Annotated in this window: 13 protein-coding genes; 6 read left to right on the forward strand and 7 right to left on the reverse strand. The window is 65.8% G+C overall.

The annotated features are described in order from the left end of the window. Positions 1–5: 5 nt before the first annotated feature. Positions 6–545 carry a peptide deformylase gene (gene def / locus HTY51_RS08175; protein ID WP_174252282.1) on the reverse strand — a complete coding sequence of 180 codons (540 nt, stop codon included), beginning with the start codon at positions 543–545 and terminating at the stop codon, positions 6–8. A 386-nt stretch (positions 546–931) separates the two neighbouring features. On the opposite strand from def, the gene HTY51_RS08180 reads away from it, so the two are divergent. Further along, the gene (locus tag HTY51_RS08180) at positions 932–1,354 is read left to right on the forward strand and encodes a YbaN family protein (protein WP_174252283.1); all 423 of its coding nucleotides are present in this window, start codon (positions 932–934) and stop codon (positions 1,352–1,354) included. 8 nt (positions 1,355–1,362) lie between these two features. On the opposite strand, the gene HTY51_RS18785 is transcribed toward HTY51_RS08180, so the two are convergent. The 6 genes from HTY51_RS18785 to smc form a co-directional block, all read right to left on the reverse strand. Beyond that, positions 1,363–2,946 (reverse strand): methyl-accepting chemotaxis protein, encoded by a 1,584-nt coding sequence (locus HTY51_RS18785; protein ID WP_174252284.1) that lies wholly within the window; start codon positions 2,944–2,946, stop codon positions 1,363–1,365. Positions 2,947–3,150: 204 nt separating this feature from the next. Beyond that, on the reverse strand, positions 3,151–3,498 hold the full coding sequence (locus HTY51_RS08190; protein ID WP_174252285.1) for a hypothetical protein: 348 nt from the start codon (positions 3,496–3,498) through the stop codon (positions 3,151–3,153). A gap of 47 nt (positions 3,499–3,545) precedes the next feature. Further along, on the reverse strand, positions 3,546–4,292 hold the full coding sequence (locus HTY51_RS08195; RefSeq protein ID WP_174252286.1) for a hypothetical protein: 747 nt from the start codon (positions 4,290–4,292) through the stop codon (positions 3,546–3,548). Positions 4,293–4,377: 85 nt separating this feature from the next. Next, entirely contained in the window at positions 4,378–6,411 is a 2,034-nt protein-coding gene (gene ligA / locus HTY51_RS08200) for an NAD-dependent DNA ligase LigA (protein WP_174252287.1), read from the reverse strand. Between the two features lie 20 nt (positions 6,412–6,431). Beyond that, entirely contained in the window at positions 6,432–7,481 is a 1,050-nt protein-coding gene (locus HTY51_RS08205) for a cell division protein FtsZ (protein WP_174252288.1), read from the reverse strand. A 22-nt stretch (positions 7,482–7,503) separates the two neighbouring features. Next, positions 7,504–11,019 (reverse strand): chromosome segregation protein SMC, encoded by a 3,516-nt coding sequence (smc, locus tag HTY51_RS08210; protein WP_174252289.1) that lies wholly within the window; start codon positions 11,017–11,019, stop codon positions 7,504–7,506. A 208-nt stretch (positions 11,020–11,227) separates the two neighbouring features. Between smc and HTY51_RS08215 the strand changes: the two genes are divergently transcribed. The 5 genes from HTY51_RS08215 (at position 11,228) to HTY51_RS08235 (ending at position 16,108) form a co-directional block, all read left to right on the forward strand. Beyond that, positions 11,228–11,896 (forward strand): flagellar brake protein, encoded by a 669-nt coding sequence (locus HTY51_RS08215; RefSeq protein ID WP_174252290.1) that lies wholly within the window; start codon positions 11,228–11,230, stop codon positions 11,894–11,896. Positions 11,897–12,005: 109 nt separating this feature from the next. After that, positions 12,006–12,758 carry an MHYT domain-containing protein gene (locus HTY51_RS08220; protein ID WP_174252291.1) on the forward strand — a complete coding sequence of 251 codons (753 nt, stop codon included), beginning with the start codon at positions 12,006–12,008 and terminating at the stop codon, positions 12,756–12,758. 74 nt (positions 12,759–12,832) lie between these two features. Continuing rightward, positions 12,833–14,026: a succinyldiaminopimelate transaminase gene (gene dapC, locus HTY51_RS08225; RefSeq protein ID WP_174252292.1), complete on the forward strand. Its 1,194-nt coding sequence runs from the start codon at positions 12,833–12,835 to the stop codon at positions 14,024–14,026. A 51-nt stretch (positions 14,027–14,077) separates the two neighbouring features. Next, positions 14,078–14,902 carry a 2,3,4,5-tetrahydropyridine-2,6-dicarboxylate N-succinyltransferase gene (gene dapD / locus HTY51_RS08230; RefSeq protein WP_174252293.1) on the forward strand — a complete coding sequence of 275 codons (825 nt, stop codon included), beginning with the start codon at positions 14,078–14,080 and terminating at the stop codon, positions 14,900–14,902. A gap of 60 nt (positions 14,903–14,962) precedes the next feature. Next, positions 14,963–16,108, forward strand: a complete 1,146-nt coding sequence (locus HTY51_RS08235; protein ID WP_174254210.1) for a PilT/PilU family type 4a pilus ATPase — start codon at positions 14,963–14,965, stop codon at positions 16,106–16,108. Positions 16,109–16,117 lie beyond the last annotated feature (9 nt).

A 16,117-nucleotide genomic window follows, 5' to 3' on the forward strand; every position in this document is an offset into this window, starting at 1 on the left:
CGGGCTCAGTCGTCCTGCCCGGCGTCCAGCCCCGGAAACAGCACCTCGGTAAAACCGAACTGCGTGAAATCCCGCACCCGCATGGGGTAGAGCTTGCCGATCAGGTGGTCGCACTCGTGCTGCACCACACGGGCGTGGAAGCCCTCCACCGTGCGATCGATAGGGTCCCCATAGGGGTCGAAGCCCGTGTAGCGGATTCTTGCGTAGCGCGGCACCAAACCCCGCAGGCCCGGCACCGACAGGCAGCCCTCCCAGCCCAGTTGCTCCTCCTCGCCCAGCGGCGTGATGACCGGATTGCACAGCACGGTGCGTGGCACCACGGGTGCGTCGGGATAACGCGGGTTGAACGCCCCGCTGCCGAAGATCACCAGCTGCAGGTCCACACCGATCTGCGGCGCCGCCAGGCCAGCGCCGTTGGCCGCCGCCATAGTGTCGAGCAGGTCGGTGACCAGCAGGTGCAGGGCATCGCTGTCGAAGTCGGTCACGGGCTGGGCCACACGCAGCAGGCGCGGGTCGCCCATCTTGAGGATGTCACGGACGGTCATGGTGCAAACAGGAATTGAAGCCCTAAGAGCCTATTTACGATCCCGCAGGGGCCGCGCAAGCACCTTGCCGGGATGGGATGCAAGGCGCAAAACGAAGCTGGGCTGACGCCCAGCGAGGCTTTGCAACGCCGCAGACCGCCCGGCAAGGTGCTTGCCCTTCGGGTTGGGGCGCCGCAAACGCGGTCGCGTTTGCGTCCTGCCCAGGGCAAATGCCCGAGGCACAGCCGGCCGGCTGTGCCAGCGGGCGATTTGCCCACCAAATCCCTTGCATGGGCATGAGCCCATGCAGCGTGATCTTGGCGGTCAACTCATCCCGATTGCGCCCCAACGCGACCCCTGCGGGATCATAAACAGGCTCTCAGCATAAGGCCACGGCACAATCGGGCATGCCCCTGCCACCTCCGCCTGCTCCCCGCCGCCTGCCCCTGGTCCGCTGGCTCTACCTCAGCCTGGCCCTGCTGTGCCTGGCGCTGGGGGTGATCGGCATCTTCCTGCCCGTGCTGCCGACCACGCCCTTCATCCTGCTCTCGGCCTGGGCGGCGGCCCGCAGTTCACCACGCCTGCTGGCCTGGCTGGAAAACCACACGGCTTTCGGCCCCATGATCCGCGACTGGCGCCGCGGGGGCGTGGTGCGGCGCCACGCCAAATGGGCCGCCACCGTGGTCATGGGCGCCAGTGCCCTCTACCTGCTGCTGGCCGTGCGCCCCCTGTGGGCCTCGGGGCTGGCCATCGCCTGCATGGCCACCGTGCTGCAGTGGCTGTGGCGGCGTCCGGAACGTTTTGCCGACGAGCCGCCGTCGGGCAACTGAGCGCAGACTCAGTTCAGCCGGAACGTCGCCACAATGCCGGCCAGGCGCTGCGCCTGATCCTTCAGGCTCTCGGCCGCGGCGGTGGACTGCTCCACCAGCGCGGCGTTCTGCTGCGTCATCTCGTCGAGCTGACCGACGGCCTGGTTCATCTTGGCGATGCCCTGATTCTGTTCCGCAGACGCCGCACTGATGCCGGCAATCATGTCGGTGACCCGCTGCACACTGGCCACGATGTCGCTCATGGTGTTGCCGGCATCGTGCACCAGCCGCGCACCGGCCCCGACCTTGCCCACGCTCGCGTCGATCAGGGTCTTGATCTCGCGTGCCGCTTCGGCCGAGCGCTGGGCCAGGCTGCGCACCTCGGACGCCACCACGGCAAAACCGCGCCCCTGTTCCCCCGCGCGCGCGGCTTCCACCGCAGCATTGAGCGCCAGGATATTGGTCTGGAAGGCGATGCCGTCGATCACGCTGATGATGCTGGCGATCTGGCTGGAGCTGTGGTTGATCTCGTCCATGGTCGTCACCACCTGCGCCACCACCGCGCCGCCGCGCTGCGCCACCTCGGTCGACGTGGTGGCCAGCTGGCTGGCCGTGCGTGCCGACTCGGCCGATTGCTGCACCGTGCCGGTGAGCTGCTCCATGGAAGACGCCGTCTCCTGCAGGCTGCTGGCCGCCTGCTCCGTGCGTTGCGCCAGGTCGGCGTTGCCGCTGGCCACTTCGCCGCTGGCATGGCTGATCTGGGTCGTGGCCTCGCTGATGTCGGTAAAGGCCTGGCGCAGCTTCTGCTGCATCAGGGACAGGCGACGCAGCATGGAGCCGATCTCGTCCTCGCGCGTGCTCTGGAAGCTGTGCGTGAGATCACCCTGGGCGATCTTGTCGGCGATCTGCACTGCATCGTGCATGGGTCGGGTGATGGCACGTGTGGTCAGCCAGGCAATCAGCACGCCGGCAGCCAGGGCAATGGCGCAGATGACGAGCAGCAGCACCTGCGCCTGGCGCACGTTGTCCGCCAGCTCATGCGTGGCCGTGGTGCTGGCCGCCTTCAGGTGGACCGTCAGTTCGTCCAGGGTCTTGATCATCGACAGCGCCAGCGGCACCAGCTCGGCCTCCACACGCTTGCCGCCTTCGCCCATCTGGATGTCGTCGCGGATGTTCGCGCGCAAGGCCACGAACCGGTTGCGCGCATCGTTGACCTTCGTGATCAGGGCCGCCACCGCAGGCTCATCCGAAATGGCCACCACCTTTTTCTGCAGCTCCACCGTCGCTGTTGCCGTGGCGGACATCTCGGCATTCAGCTGGCTCAGCACGCCTTCCATGCGGCCACGCACGGCCTCGTCGTCGCCGATGGCGGCATCGAGGCGGGTGGCGGTCAGGGCCCGGTCCAGATTGGTACGCACCAGGGCCGACCACTCCTGCACCAGCACCAGCCGCTCGGTATGGCGTTCGTTGTCGGCGTTGTGGGACTGGATGCGCCAGAGCTGCAGCACGGTGGCCACCAGCATCAGGACCATGAGCGCCAGGATGACACCGAAACCGGCACCCAGACGGGCGCCGATGCGCTTGAATTGCCACGAAGCCAGCCGTGAATTCATAGGGGGCATTTCCTTTTTATTGTCCTGCCGCGAGTGGGCCATAAGGTGTGAGCTGTCCGACACCATGCGCAGAGCCTAGCGCACCTTTCGGTTTTCGGCAAAAAATGCAAAGATCTGAAACCAACTCAGCCCTGCAGACTGCGCCTCTTCGGACTTCTGTTTCCCTAAGGAGGCTGATCGGATTGCACTGCACCATCGGGTTTCTCATGGCTTGGGTGCGCGGCCGACGCTCTCCACCCAGCGTATGCCCAGGAAGCCGCTGCGCTGCCAAATCTCGATGCGCTCGCCCTTTTGCATCCGTTGGTAGAAATCACCGGAGACTTGCAGTCGCTCCGTATCGTTCAGCGACGTCCAGTCCTGCCCGGTCCATCCCGGCACGTGCAGGTAGTAACGCGTACCGCTTTTTCTGGACTTGCTGATCGTCTTGTCCACAACCCTCGCTTCGTAGCGATGCGCGGACGAAGTGTCGAGATCCATATTGAGATCACGGATCTCGGTAAAGGCGGTCAGCAGGGCGCCAAGTGCACCGACCAGAACGATTTCAATCAGCACCAAATGCGTACGGGCCGTGCGCCCTAACAAGAAAATAGCCAGGACAATCAAGGCTGCGACGATTGCCGCCCCCCGAACGCCGCGTAAGTCCACAGCTCGACGGTATCCACAGTGATGGCGTATGAAAACGCCAGCTGACGAAAGGCATGTGCCAACCCGTTGACCAACAGGCCCGTGCTGATAGCCAGCACCAGGACGGCCCGCAGGATGAAGGGATCTCGCTGGACCGCCTCATTCGAGGGTGGGTGGGCCCCAAGCTGTCGCGTCATCCTCTGAAGTCGCGTCGCGACTTTGGGGAAGATCTGGCTCAGCCGAATCTGATTGGACCGGTCATTGAAAAGACTACCTACCTTGAATTCTGCCCAGATTCGTCCGTTGCGGCAGTGCACATGCGTGATGCGGGAATCCAGATGCTGGGTATTGAACAAGCCCTGGACATCCTCGACCATGGCCATATCCTTCATGCACTGATCGAGCAAGTGCTGGTCATTCGAGACAATGTAAACCAGCCGGTCCACCGAATGATTCCCGATCTGGTGTTCCACCGAAAGCCCCAGGAACTTGCAGAAACGGTCGACGGCGCTTTCCCGCTTGAGCGTGAAATCGAAATGCTTAGGCGCATCCAGTCCAACCCGCATTTTTTTGATGGTGTCCTTCTTGAGGACAAACTCATATTCATGAGCGGGCTGGTTGTGGACAAAGGCGCGCTCGCCCTTCCACCTTGCGCCAAAGCGCTTGACGCCAAAGTAAATGCTGAAACTGGCCAGCGTAATCAGACCGAACACGAACCACATGACTTTCCTCCCTCGTGCTGCTGATCGCTCCATGCGACGACAGCCCTGTTCTTGTCGCAGGCCAGTGCACGGCCCGCAGTGACCGTCAGTCTCCGAGCAGCAGGGCCTGCAATCCCGCCTCATCCAGCACCTTGATGCCCAGCTCGCGCGCCTTGTCCAGCTTGCTGCCCGCTTCCTCACCAGCGACCACGTAATCGGTCTTCTTGCTGACCGAGCCGGCCACCTTGGCGCCGGCCGCTTCCAGCATCTCCTTCGCTTCCTCGCGGCTCAGCGTGGGCAGCGTGCCGGTCAGCACAAAGGTCTTGCCGGCCAGCGGCAGCTGGGCCGCCGGGCTGGGCTCGCCCTCCTCCCAGCGCAGGCCACAGGCGCGCAGCTGCTCCACCACCTCGCGGTTGTGCGGCTGCTCGAAGAAGGTGCGGATACTCTGCGCCACTACGGGGCCGACGTCGGGCACCTGCAGCAAAGCTTCCTCGCTGGCGTCCATGATGGCGTCGAGTTTTCCGAAATGCCGCGCCAGGGCCTTGGCCGTGGCCTCGCCCACATGACGTATCCCTAAGCCGAAGATGAAACGCGGCAGCGTGGTCTGTTTGGACTGCTCCAGCGCATCGACGATGTTCTGCGCAGACTTGTCGGCCATGCGCTCCAGGCTGGCCAGCGCGGTGAGGCCCAGGCGATACAGGTCCGGCAGGGTCTTGACCACACCGGCATCGACCAGCTGGTCCACCAGCTTCTCGCCCAGGCCCTCGACCTCGACCGCACGGCGCTGCGCAAAGTGCAGGATGGCCTGCTTGCGCTGGGCGCTGCAGTACAGGCCACCGGTACAGCGGTAATCGGCCTCGTCCTCCTCGCGCACGGCGGCCGAGCCGCAGACCGGACAGATGCGGGGCATGGTGAAGATCTCGGCGCCGGGCTGGCGCTTCTCGGGCAGCACAGCCACCACCTCGGGGATCACGTCGCCGGCGCGGCGCACGATGACGGTGTCGCCCACCCGCACGTCCTTGCGACGCGCCTCGTCCTCGTTGTGCAGGGTGGCATTGGTCACCGTGACACCGCCCACGAACACCGGTGCCAGCTTGGCCACCGGCGTGAGCTTGCCAGTGCGACCCACCTGCACTTCGATAGCCAACACCGTGGTCAGCATCTCCTGCGCCGGGTATTTGTGCGCCACCGCCCAGCGCGGCTCGCGTGTCACGAAGCCCATCTGCTCCTGCAGCGCCAGACTGTTGACCTTGTAGACCACACCATCGATGTCATAGGGCAGGCTGTCGCGCAGCGCACCGATGCGCTGGTGGTAGGCCACGAGTTCTTCCGCGCCCCGTGCCAAGGCGACATGCTCGCAGACCGGGAAACCCCAGGCCTTGAGGCCCTGCATCAGGTCATAGTGGCTCTGGAACTGCAGCGCACCGGGCGTGACCTCACCCAGGCCGTAGGCGAAAAAACTCAGCGGGCGCTGGGCCGCGATGGCCGGGTCGAGCTGGCGCACGGCGCCCGCGGCGGCATTGCGCGGGTTGACGAAGGTCTTTTCGCCTTTCTCGCGCTGTTTCTCGTTCAGGGACTCGAAGTCATCCCGACGCAGGTAGACCTCGCCGCGCACCTCCAGCACCGGGGGCACCCCCACAGGCAAACGCAAAGGGATCTGCCCGATGGTGCGTATGTTCTGTGTCACGTCCTCACCCACCTCACCGTCACCGCGCGTGGCAGCCTGCACCAGCACGCCCTGCTCGTAACGCAGGTTCAGGGCCAGGCCGTCGAACTTGGGTTCGGCCGCGTACTCGACGGGCGGGTCCGCCTCGCCCAGCCCCAGCTCGCGCCGCACACGCGCGTCGAAGTTCTGCGCCCCGCTGGCCTCGGTATCGGTCTCGGTGCGGATGCTGAGCATGGGCACGGCATGGCGCACGCTTTCGAAATGGTCCAGCGGCCTGCCGCCCACGCGCTGAGTCGGCGAATCCGGCGTCAGCAGCTCCGGATGGGCGGCCTCGATGGTCTGCAGCTCACGAAACAGGCGGTCGTACTCGGCATCCGGAATTTCCGGGGCATCGAGCACGTAATAACGGTGGGCGTGGTGGTGCAGGAGGCGATGCAGTTCCTGCACACGGTTCAGATCAGGCGTGCTGCTCATCGGCAATCAAGAGAAGGAAGTCAGGAAAACAGGCGGCGCGCCAGCGGCGAGCCGGCCGACAGCTCGTGCTCGTCCAGCCGGTCGTAGAGGTTCTCCAGCTCGGCGCCGATCAGGTCCATGGCGTCGGAACTCAGCGGCTGGCCGTTGTCGTCGGTGATCAGGCCATCCATCACCTCGGCCAGACGCTTGGCCGCCTCGCGCAGGCGCACATAAGGCTGCTCGGAGCGTGCCACCTGGGCCACGTCCAGGCTCAGCGTCATGTCGCGGATGGCGGTCTGGGCCGGGTCTTCCGCCAGCGCGGCCTGCGCGTCGTACTGCAGGCCCAGCACGGGCGGCTGCCCGCCGACACTGGCCGGCAGCACCATGCGCCCGGGCAGCACACCGGCCACGAAGCCCAGGCGTGCCGCGTTCTGCTGCACGTAACCGGCACTCCAGGCCGTCTGGCGGGCCCGCAGGGTGACGCTGAGCTGGGCATCGTGCTCGCTGGCAAAGGCGTCGAGTTCGCGCGCGCGCGCCACGGCGTCGCGCATGTCGGGGAATTCCGGCGTGCCGCCCACGGCATCGGCCAGGGACTGGGTTTTCACGACGAACTCGGAGTATTCGATCTCGTTGAGCGCACCGGCGCGGTTGGCCAGTTGCACACCGGCCTGCAGCGCGCTGTAACGCCGGCCGGGCTGGGGCGGCTCCCAGGTACCGGTGGCCTCGTCCAGGCCCTCGATCGCGTAGGGCTTGCTGCCCACGCGGCGCGTGGCCGGCAGATGCTGCAGCAGGGCCTCACCGCTGACCGGGTGTTCCAGCTCGATGGCCGCGCTGACGTCGATCAGCGGATCGAGCTGGGCCTTCCTGTCCTGCAGGGCGGGCAGCAGCAAGCCGTCCTCATCAGCACGACCCGCCAGCGCCGAGGCCGCGGGCTCGTGCGGGAACTCGCCCAGGCCATGCGGCTCGATGGGCGGCGCCTCGGGCTCGGCCAGGCGCGGCTGGTTGCGCCGCGCTGTCCAGGCGCCATGCACCACCAGGCCCGCCAGCAGCAGGACGCCGGCGATGGCCAGTCCGATTTGCAGCTTGCTCATCGGTAGCAGGTCCCGTCGCGGCTCAAGCCGCCTCGGCCATGGACACGGCGGATTCCATGTCAACCGCCACGATGCGCGAGACGCCCTGCTCCTGCATGGTCACGCCGATCAGCTGCTCGGCCATCTCCATGGCGATCTTGTTGTGGCTGATGAAAAGGAACTGCGTGCCCTTGCTCATGCTGCTCACCAGCTTGGCGTAACGCTCGGTGTTGGCGTCGTCCAGCGGCGCGTCCACCTCGTCCAGCAGACAGAAAGGCGCGGGGTTGAGCTGGAAGATGGCAAACACCAGGGCGATGGCGGTCAGCGCCTTCTCGCCGCCCGAGAGCAGGTGGATGGTCTGGTTCTTCTTGCCCGGCGGCTGGGCCATGACCTGCACGCCGGCGTCCAGGATCTCGTCGCCGGTCATGATCAGGCGCGCCTGGCCACCGCCGAAGAGTTCGGGGAACATCTTGCCGAAGTGCTCGTTGACGGTCTTGAAGGTGCCGGCCAGCAGCTCGCGGGTCTCGCCGTCGATCTTGCGGATGGCGTCTTCCAGCGTGTTCATGGCGTCGTTCAGGTCAGCCGACTGCGCGTCGAGAAACTGCTTGCGCTCGCTGGCATGGGCCAGCTCTTCCAGGGCCGCCAGGTTGACCGCCCCCAGGGCCGCGATCTCGCGGTTCAGGCGATCGATCTCGCCCTGCAGACCGGTCAGGCGCACATTGCCTTGCTCGATGGACTGGGCCACGGCCTCCAGGTCGGCCTGGGCATCGGCCAGCAACTGGGCGTACTGCTCGAAACCCAGGCGCGCGGCCTGCTCCTTGAGCTGCATGTCCTGGATGCGCATTCTCAGGGGATCGAGCTCGCGCTCGAGCTTGATGCGGCGCTCGTCGCTGGCGCGCAGCTTGGCGGTCAGGTCGTCGTATTCGCTGCGCTTGGCGCCCAGGGCCTGCTCGCGTTCGAGCTTGAGGGCCAGCGCGTTCTGCAGCCCGGCCTGGGCGGCGGCATCGGTCAGGCGCGCCAGTTCGTCACGGGCACGCTGTTCCTCGGTGGTGATGGTGGCAGCCTGCTGATCTGCGGTGTCGATGGCGCGGGCCAGCTCGGCCTTGCGTGCGTCCAGCGTGCGCAGCGAGAAGGTGGCCTCCTGCGCCTGGCGCTCCAGGCTGCGTTGCTGTTCGCGGCAGGCGTTCAGTTTGCGCTCGGCCTCCAGCACGCGCTCATCGAGCTGGGCATGGCGTTCCTGGCTGTCGGCCAGCTGCATGTCCAGTTCCTCGAAGCGGCCTTCGGCGGCCACACGGCGTTCCTGCAGTTCTTCCAGCAGGGCATCGACTTCGGCCAGGTCGCCGGCGATCTGCTCGCTGCGGGCGCGGGTCTGTTCGGCCAGCTGGGTAAGCCGCAGGGTCTCGACCTGCAGCTCGTGCGCACGGCTCTGCGTTTCGCTGGCCTCGCGGCGGGCGGTGACCAGGCGCTGCGAGGCGTCGGCGTAGGCGGCCTCGGCGCGCACCAGGGCGCTGCGTGCCTCTTCGTTGATGAGCGACTGGGCACGCAGCTGTTTTTCCAGGTTCTCGATCTCCTGGGCGCGGGCCAGCAGGCCGGCCTGCTCGGAGTCCTGGGCGTAGAAGCTCACGCTGTGGGCTGTGACGGCGTGGCCGCTCTTCACATAGAGGGTTTCACCAGGCTGCAACTGGGCCCGCTGGGCCAGGGCGTCCTCGAAACTCTGGGCCACATAGCAGCCCTGCAGCCAGTCCACCAGCACGGCCTTGAGGCCGGCGTCGTTGACGCGCAGCAGGTCGGCCAGGCGCGGCAAACCACCGCTCTTCTCGGGCGCGCCGGCGGACGGCGCGCTGTAGAAAGCCAGCTTGGCCGGCGGCGCATCGTTGCCGAAGGCCTTGACCATGTCGATGCGGCTGACTTCCAGCGCGCCCATGCGCTCGCGCAGCGCGGCTTCCAGGGCGCTTTCCCAGCCCTGCTCGATGTGCAGTTTGGTCCACAGGGCCTGCAGGTCTGCCAGGCCGTGTTTGGCCAGCCAGGGTTGCAGCTTGCCGTCGGTCTTGACCTTCTCCTGCAAAGCCTTGAGCGCCTCCATGCGCGCCGACAGATCGGCCTGGCGGGCCGATTCGGTGTTGACCGTGTCCTGCTGGGCGCGGCGCGCCTCGTCCAGCTGCGGCACGCTGTCCTGCAGTTCGTGCAGGCGGGCATCGGCCACGGCGGCGGCCTCGCTGGCCTGGGCCAATTGGGTCTGCAGGCTCTGCAGGCGCGCCTCGTCGGGGGCGGCCAGGGCCTTGCGGTCGGTGTCCAGGCGTTCGCGACGCTGGTTCAGCTGGCGCGACTGCTCCTCGATGCTGCGCTGCTCGGCGGCCAGCACCTGGATCTGCTGCTGCACCTGGCTCACGCTGCCGCGCTGCTCGTTGGCACGGCTCTGGGCCTGGCGCAGGGCCTCTTCCATATCGGGCAGGGCCTGGGCCTGCTCTTCCAGCTGGGCAGCCAGTTCGGTGGTCTTCTCTTCACCGACCAGGGCCAGCTCGGCCAGGTTCTCGATCTCGGTCTGGGCATCCTGCTTGCGCGTGGCCCACTGGGCTGTCTGCTCCTTCAGGGTGACCAGGCGTTCCTCGACACGCTGGCGGCCCTCGACCACGAAGCGGATCTCGGCCTCCAGCCGGCCCACCTCGGTGCTGGCCTCGTAGAGCAGGCCCTGGGCCTGGTTGACCTGGTCGCCAGCGGCATAGTGGGCCTGGCGTATGGTTTCCAGGTCGGCCTCGATGTGGCGCAGGTCGGCCACGCGGGATTCGAGCTCGATGACGGCCTTCTCGCCCTCCTGCTTGATCTTGCTCTGGTCGGCTTCGGCTTCGGAGCGCCTCAGGTACCAGAGCTGCTGCTGCTTGAGCGTGACGTCGGACTGCAGGGTGTTGTACTTCTGCGCGACTTCGGCCTGGCGCTCCAGCTTCTCCAGGTTGGCGTTGAGCTCGCGCAGAATGTCTTCCACGCGGGTCAGGTTCTCGCGCGTGTCCGAGAGGCGGTTTTCCGTTTCGCGACGGCGCTCCTTGTACTTGGAAACACCGGCGGCTTCTTCGAGGAAGAGGCGCAGTTCCTCGGGCTTGGATTCGATGATGCGGCTGATCGTGCCCTGGCCGATGATGGCGTAGGCGCGCGGGCCCAGGCCCGTGCCCAGGAACACGTCCTGGATGTCACGGCGGCGCACCGGCTGGTTGTTGATGTAGTAGCTGCTGGTGCCGTCGCGCGTCAGCACGCGTTTGACGGCAATCTCGGCGTACTGGCTCCACTGGCCGCCGGCGCGGTGGTCGGCGTTGTCGAACACCAGCTCCACGCTGGAGCGGCTGGCCGGCTTGCGCGTGGTGGTGCCGTTGAAGATCACGTCCTGCATGGACTCGCCGCGCAGCTCGCTGGCGCGGCTCTCGCCCAGCACCCAGCGCACGGCATCCATGATGTTGGACTTGCCGCAACCGTTGGGGCCGACCACACCGACCAGTTGCCCGGGCAGCATGAAATTGGTCGGCTCGGCAAAGGACTTGAACCCGGAAAGCTTGATGGAGGTGAGACGCACGGTGAGAACAGTCTGATGGCGGGAACAGCCTGAAATCATACCGTCCCGGCCCGCCCGAAAATCACTTGCACCCGGCGCAATCTGTGCTACGGGAAAACCCGGGACGTTGCATTTATATACATTGCCATGCGCATCGTCATGGCAGCCAGGGAACAGACCGTGTAGATTCACCGGATTTGACCTGTCCGCCATAAAAAAGATCGCCACCATGAACCAGGCCACCAGCGACACGCCCCAGAACAACGTCCAGCAGATCACCCTCAAGGAACTCGGCCTGCGCTCCGGCATCGCCCTGCAGGTGCGCCGGCTGGTGGAAGGCGCCAGCAAGAAGGAAGCACAGCTCTTCGGCGCCATCGAAAGCCGGGGGGTCATGGTCGGCCCCCAGGGATCGGAGGGCGAAGACACCGGCCTGACCGAGGGCGATGTCTGCATCGTGCGCGGTTTTACCGGCCAGCATGAGTTCTCCTTCATCAGCAAGGTGCTGCAGACCTACGAGAAGCCTTTCGTGTATGCCCTGCTGGCCTACCCCACCCAGGTCGATGCCCGCCAGGTTCGCCAGTCCCTGCGCACCAAGACCAGCTGGCCCGTCACCGTGCAACTGGGTGAACGCAAGCTGGACGGCCAGTTACTGGACATCAGCATGCAGGGCGCCATGATCAGCACGCCTGCGCTCACCACGGCGGTGGGCAAGACCATCGACCTCAGCATCGGCGCCGTGGTCGAAGGCGAGCCCACCACCCTCGCCCTCAAGGCCACGGTCTGCCATGCCCACAAGGCCACGGACGGTCATACCCATTTCACGGGTATGGCTTTCTACGGGCTGAGCCAGCAGGACAAGCTGGTGCTGCACTACCTGACGAAGACACCGCAAGGCTGAGCCTGCCGGCTGTGCACTACTTCATGGTTCCCTAAGGGAAATCCATCCCCCGCAAGGCAGAACATCGACAAACTCGCTAGCATCGGGCTGCCTTATTTGGAGCCCCTGCATGAACCCAGAAGTCGTTTCGAGTTATGACAGCACCTACGTCATCCTCTCCTTTGCCATTGCCTTCCTCGGATCCTTCGTCGCGCTGACCGCCGCCCGCCGCATCATCGGCCCGGGCGGACGCATCAACCATTTCGATCTGCTGGCCGCCACGCTGGCCCTGGGCGGCATCGGCGTATGGACCATGCACTTCATCGGCATGGCCGCCTTGAAGATGGACCTGCGCGTGGGTTACTCCATGACCGAAACCGTCATCTCGCTGGTGGTGGTCTGCCTGGCCACCGGTTTCGGCCTGACCTATGTGGCCCGCGACCCGTCCAACAAGTCCCGCCTGCTGACGGCCGGCGCCGCCCTGGGACTGGGCGTGGCGGTCATGCACTACCTGGGCATGTACGGCATGCGCTTTGGTGGCTACATCAACTGGTCCTTCCTGCTGGTGGCCGTCTCCATCCTCATCGCCGTTGTGGCGGCCACTGCTGCGCTCTGGCTGGCCTTCAACACCAAACCGCTGGCGCTGCGCCTGCTGGCCGCGGTGATCATGGCCGTCGCCGTCTGCGCCATGCATTACACCGGCATGGCTGCGGCCGATTTTGTCTGCACCACGGCTGACCGGCAGGCCCTGCCGCGCGGTTTCGGCATCATCACCTCGACCGACCTGCCCGAGGTCGTGATGGTCATGTCCATCGGCATCGCCCTGGTGCTGTCCATCGACCTGCTGACACAAAAAGTGCTGGGCGCCACCAAAAAACGCTGATCGTCCCGGGTGCGGAGGCGGCCGTGCTGCACCCGCGCCCGTTCGGCCGGGGAGTTCCGGGATAATTCCCCCTCATGAACCCCCTGCTCCAACGACTGCAGCCCTATCCTTTCGAGCGGCTGCGGCAGCTTTTTGCCGGTATCACTCCCAACCCGGCCTACCGCCCCATCAGCCTGGGCATCGGTGAGCCCAAGCACGCCACCCCCGACTTCATCAAGCGTGCCCTGACCGACGCACTGGACACCGGCCTGACCGGCTACCCCCCGACCGCCGGCGAGCCGGCGCTCAGGGAAGCCATGGCCGGCTGGCTGCAGCGCCGTTACAGCGTCACGGTCAACCCGGCCAGCCAGATCCTGCCGGTCAACGGCTCGCGCGAAGCCCTGTTCGCGCTGACGCAGACCGTGGTGGATGGCAGCCGACCGGGCGCCGTGGTGCTTTGCCCCAATCCCTTCTATCAGATCTACGAAGGGGCCGCGCTGCTGGCCGGCGCCGAGCCCTATTACGTGCCCAGCGATCCGGCCCGCAACTTTGCCGTCGACTGGGACAGCGTGCCTGCCGAGGTCTGGGCCCGCACCCAGCTGATCTTCACCTGCTCGCCCGGCAACCCCACCGGGGCCGTGATGCCGCTGTCCGAATGGAAAAAGCTGTTCGAGCTGAGCGAGCGCTACGGTTTCGTGATCGCCTCCGACGAGTGCTACAGCGAGATCTACTTCCGCGACGAAGCGCCGCTGGGCGGGCTGGAAGCGGCCGTGCAACTGGGCCGCAGCGACTTCAGGAACCTGATCGCCCTGACCAGCCTGTCCAAACGCAGCAATGTGCCGGGCATGCGCAGCGGCTTCGTGGCCGGCGACGCGGCCATCATGAAGGCCTTCCTGCTCTACCGCACCTACCATGGCAGCGCCATGAGCCATGTGGTGCAGGCCGCCAGCATCGCGGCCTGGAACGACGAGCAGCACGTCATCGAGAACCGCAACCTGTACCGCGCCAAGTTCGCGCAGGTCACGCCCATGCTCAGCGCCGTGATGGACGTGGCCCTGCCAGACGCCGCCTTCTACCTCTGGGCCGGCGTGCAGGGCAGCGACACCGATTTCGCCCGTGATCTCTACGCTCTTTACAATGTGGTTGTTTTGCCCGGCAGCTATCTGGCGCGCGAAGCCCGCGGATCCAACCCCGGCGCCGGGCGCGTGCGCATGGCGCTGGTGGCCGAGACCGCCGAATGCGTGGAAGCTGCCGAGCGCATCGTCCAGTTCATCCAATCCAAAACTTGAAACCTTGCGGGACAGAACTTCAGCCCTGCCCCCGACTGACTAGGAAAACCAATGAGCCAACAACTGCAGCAGATCATCGAAGCCGCCTGGGACAACCGCGCCAACATCTCGGTCAAGTCCGCCCCCAAGGAAGTGGTGGACGCCGTCGAGCACGTGATCTCCGAGATGAACAAGGGCCGCCTGCGCGTGGCCACGCGCGAGTCCGTGGGCAAATGGACGGTGCATCAGTGGATCAAGAAGGCCGTGCTGCTGTCCTTCCGCCTCAAGGACAACGAGGTCATCAGGGCCGGTGACCTGGGCTTCTACGACAAGGTGCAGACCAAGTTCGCCCACCTCTCGGCCGAAGAGATGGCCGCCACCGGCGTGCGTGTGGTGCCGCCGGCCGTGGCGCGCCGCGGCAGCTTTATTGCCAAGGGCGCCATCCTGATGCCCAGCTACGTGAACATCGGCGCCTACGTGGACGAGAACACCATGGTCGACACCTGGGCCACCGTGGGTTCCTGCGCCCAGATCGGCAAGAACGTGCACCTCTCGGGCGGCGTCGGCATCGGCGGCGTGCTGGAGCCCGTGCAGGCCGGCCCGACCATCATCGAGGACAACTGCTTCATCGGCGCGCGCTCCGAGATCGTCGAGGGCGTGGTGGTCGAGGAGAACTCGGTCATCTCCATGGGCGTGTACATCGGCCAGAGCACCAAGATCTATGACCGCGCCACCGGCGAAGTCCATTACGGCCGCGTGCCGGCCGGCTCGGTGGTGGTCTCGGGCAACCTGCCCAGCGCCGACGGCAAGTACAGCCTGTACTGCGCCGTGATCGTCAAGCGCGTGGACGCGCAGACCCGCTCCAAGACCAGCCTCAACGACCTGCTGCGCGACTGATCGCGCTGGCAGCGGACGACCTCGACACACGACACCGGGAGAGCAGACATGAGCAGCACGATGGGCACGATGGAACGGATCCTTCGACTGATGTCCGAGAAAAAAGCCTCGGACATCTATCTCTCGGCCCACTCGCCGGCGCTGATCCGCATCAACGGGCAATGTGTACCCATCAACAACCAGGCCCTGCCGCCGGATGCGCCACGCAATCTGCTGGCCGAGATCATCCCGGAGGAACGCCTGGCCGAGCTCGATGCCTACAGTGAGCTCAACATGGGTTTTCCACTGGCCGGGGTCGGGCGCTTCCGCCTGAGCGCCATGCGCCAGCGTGGCTCGGTGGCGGCGGTGATCCGCTTCGTCTCGGGTGAGATCCCCTCCCTGGGCTCGCTCTCGCTGCCCCCCATCCTGGGCGACCTCATCATGGAAAAACGCGGCCTGATCCTGATGGTGGGCGCCACCGGCATGGGCAAGAGCACCACGCTGGCGGCCATGATCGACTACCGCAACGAAAACGCCTCGGGCCACATCCTGACCATCGAGGATCCGATCGAGTACCTGTTCAAGAACAAGCGTTCCGTGGTCAACCAGCGCGAGATCGGCGCCGACACCAAGAACCTGGGCACGGCCCTGCAGAACGCCTTGCGCCAGGCACCCGACGTGATCATGATCGGCGAGATCCGCGACCGCGAAACCATGTCCGCGGCCATCGCCTACGCCCAGTCCGGCCACCTCTGCCTGGCCACCATGCACGCCAACAACAGCTACCAGGCGCTCAACCGTATCCTGAGTTTCTATCCGGTGGAAGTACGCCAGACCATGCTGGGCGACCTCTCCAGCGCGCTCAAGGCCATCGTTTCGCAACGCCTGCTGCGCACCACCACGGGCAGCCGCACCCCGGCGGTGGAAATCATGCTCAACACCAAGCTGATCTCGGACCTGATCGAGAAAGGCGACTTCTCCAGCATCAAGGAAGCGCTGGAAAAAGCCATGGCCGAAGGCTCGCAGAATTTCGAGCAGGACATCGCGCGCCTCATCACCGAGGGCGTGATCGACCGCAAGGAAGGCCTGGCCAACTCCGATTCGCCCACCAACCTCATGTGGCGCCTGCAGAACGACTTCCAGAAACCGGCCCAGGCCCAGGCGGCCGACGACCATCACGACGACGAACCGTCCTTCACCGAAATCACGCTGGACGTGAAGCACTGAACGGCCCAA

The organism is Rhodoferax sp. BAB1, from assembly GCF_013334205.1.
GTDB lineage: Bacteria > Pseudomonadota > Gammaproteobacteria > Burkholderiales > Burkholderiaceae_C > Hylemonella.

Excerpts from the sequence above, each read along its gene's own strand:
- def (WP_174252282.1), bottom strand. The coding sequence starts at position 545 with ATGACCGTCCGTGACATCCTCAAGATGGGCGACCCGCGCCTGCTGCGT.
- HTY51_RS08180 (WP_174252283.1), top strand. The coding sequence starts at position 932 with ATGCCCCTGCCACCTCCGCCTGCTCCCCGCCGCCTGCCCCTGGTCCGC.
- HTY51_RS18785 (WP_174252284.1), bottom strand. The coding sequence starts at position 2,946 with ATGAATTCACGGCTGGCTTCGTGGCAATTCAAGCGCATCGGCGCCCGT.
- HTY51_RS08195 (WP_174252286.1), bottom strand. The coding sequence starts at position 4,292 with ATGTGGTTCGTGTTCGGTCTGATTACGCTGGCCAGTTTCAGCATTTAC.
- ligA (WP_174252287.1), bottom strand. The coding sequence starts at position 6,411 with ATGAGCAGCACGCCTGATCTGAACCGTGTGCAGGAACTGCATCGCCTC.
- HTY51_RS08205 (WP_174252288.1), bottom strand. The coding sequence starts at position 7,481 with ATGAGCAAGCTGCAAATCGGACTGGCCATCGCCGGCGTCCTGCTGCTG.
- HTY51_RS08215 (WP_174252290.1), top strand. The coding sequence starts at position 11,228 with ATGAACCAGGCCACCAGCGACACGCCCCAGAACAACGTCCAGCAGATC.
- HTY51_RS08220 (WP_174252291.1), top strand. The coding sequence starts at position 12,006 with ATGAACCCAGAAGTCGTTTCGAGTTATGACAGCACCTACGTCATCCTC.
- dapC (WP_174252292.1), top strand. The coding sequence starts at position 12,833 with ATGAACCCCCTGCTCCAACGACTGCAGCCCTATCCTTTCGAGCGGCTG.
- dapD (WP_174252293.1), top strand. The coding sequence starts at position 14,078 with ATGAGCCAACAACTGCAGCAGATCATCGAAGCCGCCTGGGACAACCGC.
- HTY51_RS08235 (WP_174254210.1), top strand. The coding sequence starts at position 14,963 with ATGGGCACGATGGAACGGATCCTTCGACTGATGTCCGAGAAAAAAGCC.